Below are 4,446 nucleotides of genomic sequence, written 5' to 3'. Positions count from 1 at the left end.
GCCGCTGGCGGGCATCAACACCCGTGCGGGCTACATGTTCCAGGCCGAGAGCCTGATGCCCTGGCGCACGGCGCTGCAGAACGTGATGGCCGGGCTGCAGTTCCGCGGCGTCCCTGATCGCGAGGCGCGCGCGCAGGCCGAGGACTGGCTGCGCCGCGTCGGCCTGGGCGGCTTCGGCGACCGTTACCCGCACCAGATGAGCGGCGGCATGCGCAAACGCGCCAGCCTGGCCCAGACCCTGGTGATGGACCCGGACATCATCCTCATGGACGAGCCCTTCTCGGCGTTGGACATCCAGACGCGCCAGTTGATGGAAAACGAGGTGCTCGACCTCTGGCAGGGCGGCGAGCGCCGGGCCGCCCCAAGCTCGACGCGCTCCCCCCTGGGGGGACAGCGCGAAGCGCAAGGGGGCTCGGGCCGGAAGGCCGTGCTGTTCATCACCCACGACCTGGACGAGGCCATCGCCATGAGCGACCGCGTGGTCATCATGAGCGCCGGCCCGGCCTCGCGCCCGATCGGCGAGTTCGCCATCGACATCCCGCGCCCGCGCGACGTGGCGGAGGTCAAGGCCACGCCGCGCTTCCTGGAGTTGCACGCCGCCATCTGGGGCGTGCTGCGCGAGGAAGTCCTCAAGGGCTACCAGCAACAACTCGAAAAAGCCGCCTGAGCCATGTGGAAGCTGATCAAACCCCGTCCGGCCACGCTGCGTCTGTGGCAGCTCGGCCTGCTGGTGCTGATGTTCGTGTTCTGGCACGTGATGACCAAGCCAGGCCTGATCCCGCCGTTCATGTTCGACAACGACCGCCAGGCTGCCTTCTTCTTCGGCGAGCCGGTGCGCATCTTCGAACGCATCTGGGACTGGTTCGTCACCGACGCCGACATCTACATCCACCTGTGGGTGACGCTGGCCGAGACGGTGATGGCCTTTGCCATCGGCGCCGTCGGCGGGCTGGCCTGCGGCCTGTGGCTGGCGCTCTCGCCCATGGCCTCGGCCATCCTGGAGCCGTACATCAAGGCCCTGAACTCGATGCCGCGCATCATCCTGGCGCCGATTTTCGCCGTCTGGTTCGGCCTGGGCATGGGCTCCAAGGTGGCGCTGGGCGTGACCCTGGTGTTCTTCATCGTGTTCTTCAACGTCTATCAGGGCGTCAAGGAGGTCAGCCCCGTGGTGCTGGCCAACGCACGCATGCTCGGCGCCAGCCAGAAGCAATTGCTGCGCCACGTCTATCTGCCCAGCGCCACGAGCTGGGTGTTCAGCTCGCTGCACACCTCGGTGGGCCTGGCCTTCGTGGGTGCCGTCGTGGGCGAGTACCTGGGCTCCTCGCAGGGCGTGGGCTACCTGATCCTGCAGGCCGAGGGCAGCTTCGACATCAACACGGTGATGGCCGGCATCCTGGTGCTGACCACCTTCGCGCTCGTGATCGACGCGCTGGTGGGCGTGATCGAGCGGCGCCTGATGACCTGGCAACCCAAGGCAGGCGAAACGGAGAAGCTGTGAGGCCATGAACGGCTGGATTGCACTGGGCCTGGCCATCGTGGCCGAAGTGGTGGGCACGAGCGCGCTCAAGGCCAGCGAGGGCTTCACGCGGCCCGTGCCCTCGGCCCTGGTGATTGCCGGTTACGCGGTGGCTTTCTACTGCCTGTCGCTGGTGCTGCGCACCATCCCCGTGGGCGTGGCCTACGCCGTCTGGTCGGGCCTGGGCATCGTGCTCATCACGCTGGTGGCCTGGGTGGTGTACGGCCAGGCAATCGACCTGGCCGGCCTCATCGGCATGGCCCTGATCGTGGCCGGCGTGCTGGTGCTCAACCTGTTCTCGCGCACGGCCCCGCACTGACGCAGAAGACGCGCACAGGGCGCGCCGGCGGGGGTCAGAGAACGTTCAGCAGCTTGCTGTGAAACTCTGGCAGACGCTTGTGGCCCGTGCGGCTGCCGAGCATGGCCTCCTCCCAGGACAGGTAGGCCTGCCGCAAGGCGTCGGTACCCTGCGCCAGGGCGATGCCCTCCACCAGCGAGACACGGGTGTGTTGCCCGAAGATGGCGTTGACCGTGTTGATCATGAAATGGCGGGCCATGTCATTCTGCGCCGGCGTGCGCTCGGCAGAGGCCGGCAATCTCGCCAGGAAGGTCGCCCCTTGCCCGGGGGCGCCCGCAGCCGGCGCCGCGCCGGCTTCGGTCTTTTCCCGCTTTTCGCGTGGCCGGGCTTCGATGCAGCCCTTGTCGACCAGCTCTTCCAGGATGGCGTCGATATCGCCCCCCGCCGCGAAGGTGGCCAGATCCTTGCCACAGCGTTGGCCATCCACCAGCACGAGGATGCGCCGCACCAGGGGCGACAAGCCCAGGGATCGGCGCTGGATCTCCTGCTGGCCGGTTTCCGTTTTGGCAAAAGCCGCACTGGTGAAATCGATCGTCGCACTCATGGTCATCCATCCATATTCGGCCAGTCCTCCACCAGCGAACACCTCGCAGGCATTCGTCGAGATGGCTGCCGACCATTGTGCGAATCACCCCCCGCCCGGAAAATCCGGGTTTTCTAGATGACCGGTACCGCTCGTCCCCTCAGGACGACCGTCAGGCGGCGAGCGCCGCCTCCAGCGCGTCGACGAACATGGCGGGCACGTCGAAGCCGGTCTGGTCGGTGATCTCCTGAAAGCACGTCGGGCTGGTGACGTTGATCTCGGTGACCTTGTTGCCGATCATGTCCAGACCCACCAGCAGCAGGCCACGACTGGCCAGCACGGGCGCGATGGCCTCGGCCACGGCGCGGTCGGCGTCCTGCAGCGGCTGGGCCACGCCTTTGCCGCCGGCGGCCAGGTTGCCGCGCACCTCGTTGCCCTGCGGGATGCGCGCCAGCACGTAGGGCGCCACCTGGCCGCCAATGAGCAGCAGCCGCTTGTCACCCAGCGCGATCTCGGGCAGGTAGGCCTGCGCCATGACGCTGGTGGCGCCGCCCTGGTTGAGCGTCTCGATGATGGAGCCCAGGTTCATGCCATCGGCACCGACACGGAAGATGCCCATGCCGCCCATGCCATCCAGTGGCTTGAGGATGATGTCGCGGTGCTCGGCGTGGAAGGCGCGCAGGTCGTTGGCGTTGCGCGTCACCAGCGTGGGCGGCGCGTGGTCGGCGAACTCCATCAGCGCGAGCTTTTCGGGGTGATCGCGCAGCGCGCGCGGACGGTTGAACACGCGTGCGCCCTCGCGCTCGGCCTGCTCCAGCATGTGCGTCGCGTAGAAGAACTCGCTGTCGAATGGCGGGTCCTTGCGCATGATCACGGCGTCGAACGTGTGCACCGGCTCCAGCGACTCGGACATGACCTTGTACCACTCGTCGGCATGGCCCGTGAGCTGCAGCTGGCGCACCTGCGCGGTCACCGGCTGGCCGCTGCGCCAGCGCATGAAGCGCGGCTCGGTGCTGGCCACGCGATGGCCGCGCTTTTGCAGCTCGCGCATCATGGCGAAGGTGGTGTCCTTGTAGATCTTGAAGGACTCGATCGGGTCGGCGACAAAAAGAATGTTCATGGGTGCTTGGACTTGGCAGTCCCGTACTGTTGCACAAACAGCGCCAGGGCGCCGGCGACGACGCCCCAGAAGGCGGAGCCGATACCGGCGACGACAACGCCGCTGAGGGTGACGAGAAAGGTGATGAGCGCGGCCTCGCGGTGGCCGTCGTCCTTGAGCGCGGCGTGCAGGCCGCCACCGATGCTGCCCAGCAGCGCCAGCCCGGCAATGGCCGCCACCAGTTCCCTGGGAAAGGCCAGCAGCACGCCCGTGACGGCCGCGCCCACCAGGCCGATGGCGACGTACAGGGCGCCGCAGACCACGGCGGCGGAATAGCGCTTGTCCTTGTCCGGATGGGCCTCCTCGCCCATGCAGATGGCGGCGGTGATGGCGCTCAGATTGAGCGCGTAGCCGCCGAAGGGCGCCAGCAGCAGCGTGGCCACGCCGGTTGTCGTGATGATGCGCGAGATCGGCATGCGGTAGCCCGCTGCCCGGATGGCCGCCACACCCGGCAGGTTCTGCGAGGCCATGGTCACCACGAACAGCGGCAGCGCGAGGCTGACGAACGCACCGAAGCTGAAGACCGGCGCCGTGAACACCGGGCGCGCCCATTCGAGCGTGAGCGCCTCGGTGTGCAGTTGCCCGCGCGCCAGCACATACACCACCGCCGCGCCCAGCGTCAGCGGCACCGCATAGCGCGGCGCCATGCGCCGCCCGAGCAGATAGGCCAGCAGCATGACCAGCACCAGCGGCAGTGCCGTCTGCGCCGCGGCAAAGGCCTGCAGCCCGAAGCGCGCCAGCACCCCGGCCAGCAGCGCCGAGGCGATGGCCATTGGGATGCGGTTCATGATGCGCTCGAACCAGCCGGTCGCACCCGAGAGGATGATCAGCACCGCGCAGGCCATGAAGGCCCCCACCGCCTCGCCCATGCCGAAGCCCCCCGCCAGCCC

At 68.0% G+C, this 4,446-nt stretch carries 6 protein-coding genes; 3 read left to right on the top strand and 3 right to left on the bottom strand.

What is annotated here, in order from left to right; translation table 11 throughout:
- The 3 genes from PHQ87_RS09850 to PHQ87_RS09840 all read left to right on the top strand — a co-directional run.
- The coding region (locus PHQ87_RS09850; protein ID WP_300233472.1) for an ABC transporter ATP-binding protein at window positions 1-667 on the top strand (667 nt) is incomplete at its 5' end.
- Between the two features lie 3 nt (window positions 668-670).
- Complete coding sequence (locus PHQ87_RS09845) at window positions 671-1,498, top strand: ABC transporter permease (protein WP_300233470.1); 828 nt, start codon at window positions 671-673, stop codon at window positions 1,496-1,498.
- A gap of 4 nt (window positions 1,499-1,502) precedes the next feature.
- Window positions 1,503-1,835, top strand: coding sequence for an SMR family transporter (locus PHQ87_RS09840; protein ID WP_300233468.1), 333 nt, complete (start codon window positions 1,503-1,505; stop codon window positions 1,833-1,835).
- A gap of 34 nt (window positions 1,836-1,869) precedes the next feature.
- Here the strand turns inward: PHQ87_RS09840 and PHQ87_RS09835 are convergent, their stop codons facing one another.
- The 3 genes from PHQ87_RS09835 to PHQ87_RS09825 form a co-directional block, all read right to left on the bottom strand.
- Window positions 1,870-2,418: a hypothetical protein gene (locus PHQ87_RS09835; protein WP_300233466.1), complete on the bottom strand. Its 549-nt coding sequence runs from the start codon at window positions 2,416-2,418 to the stop codon at window positions 1,870-1,872.
- A gap of 151 nt (window positions 2,419-2,569) precedes the next feature.
- Window positions 2,570-3,517, bottom strand: a complete 948-nt coding sequence (gene gshB, locus PHQ87_RS09830) for a glutathione synthase (protein WP_300233465.1) — start codon at window positions 3,515-3,517, stop codon at window positions 2,570-2,572.
- On the bottom strand, window positions 3,514-4,446 hold a 933-nt coding region (locus PHQ87_RS09825), incomplete at its 5' end, for a benzoate/H(+) symporter BenE family transporter (RefSeq protein ID WP_300233463.1). The genes gshB and PHQ87_RS09825, both read right to left, overlap by 4 nt.

This window comes from Hydrogenophaga sp., assembly GCF_028698005.1.
GTDB lineage: Bacteria > Pseudomonadota > Gammaproteobacteria > Burkholderiales > Burkholderiaceae_C > Hydrogenophaga.
The sequence above is the reverse complement of the archived record's forward strand: the minus strand, read 5'-3'. Positions and strand labels throughout refer to the sequence as shown.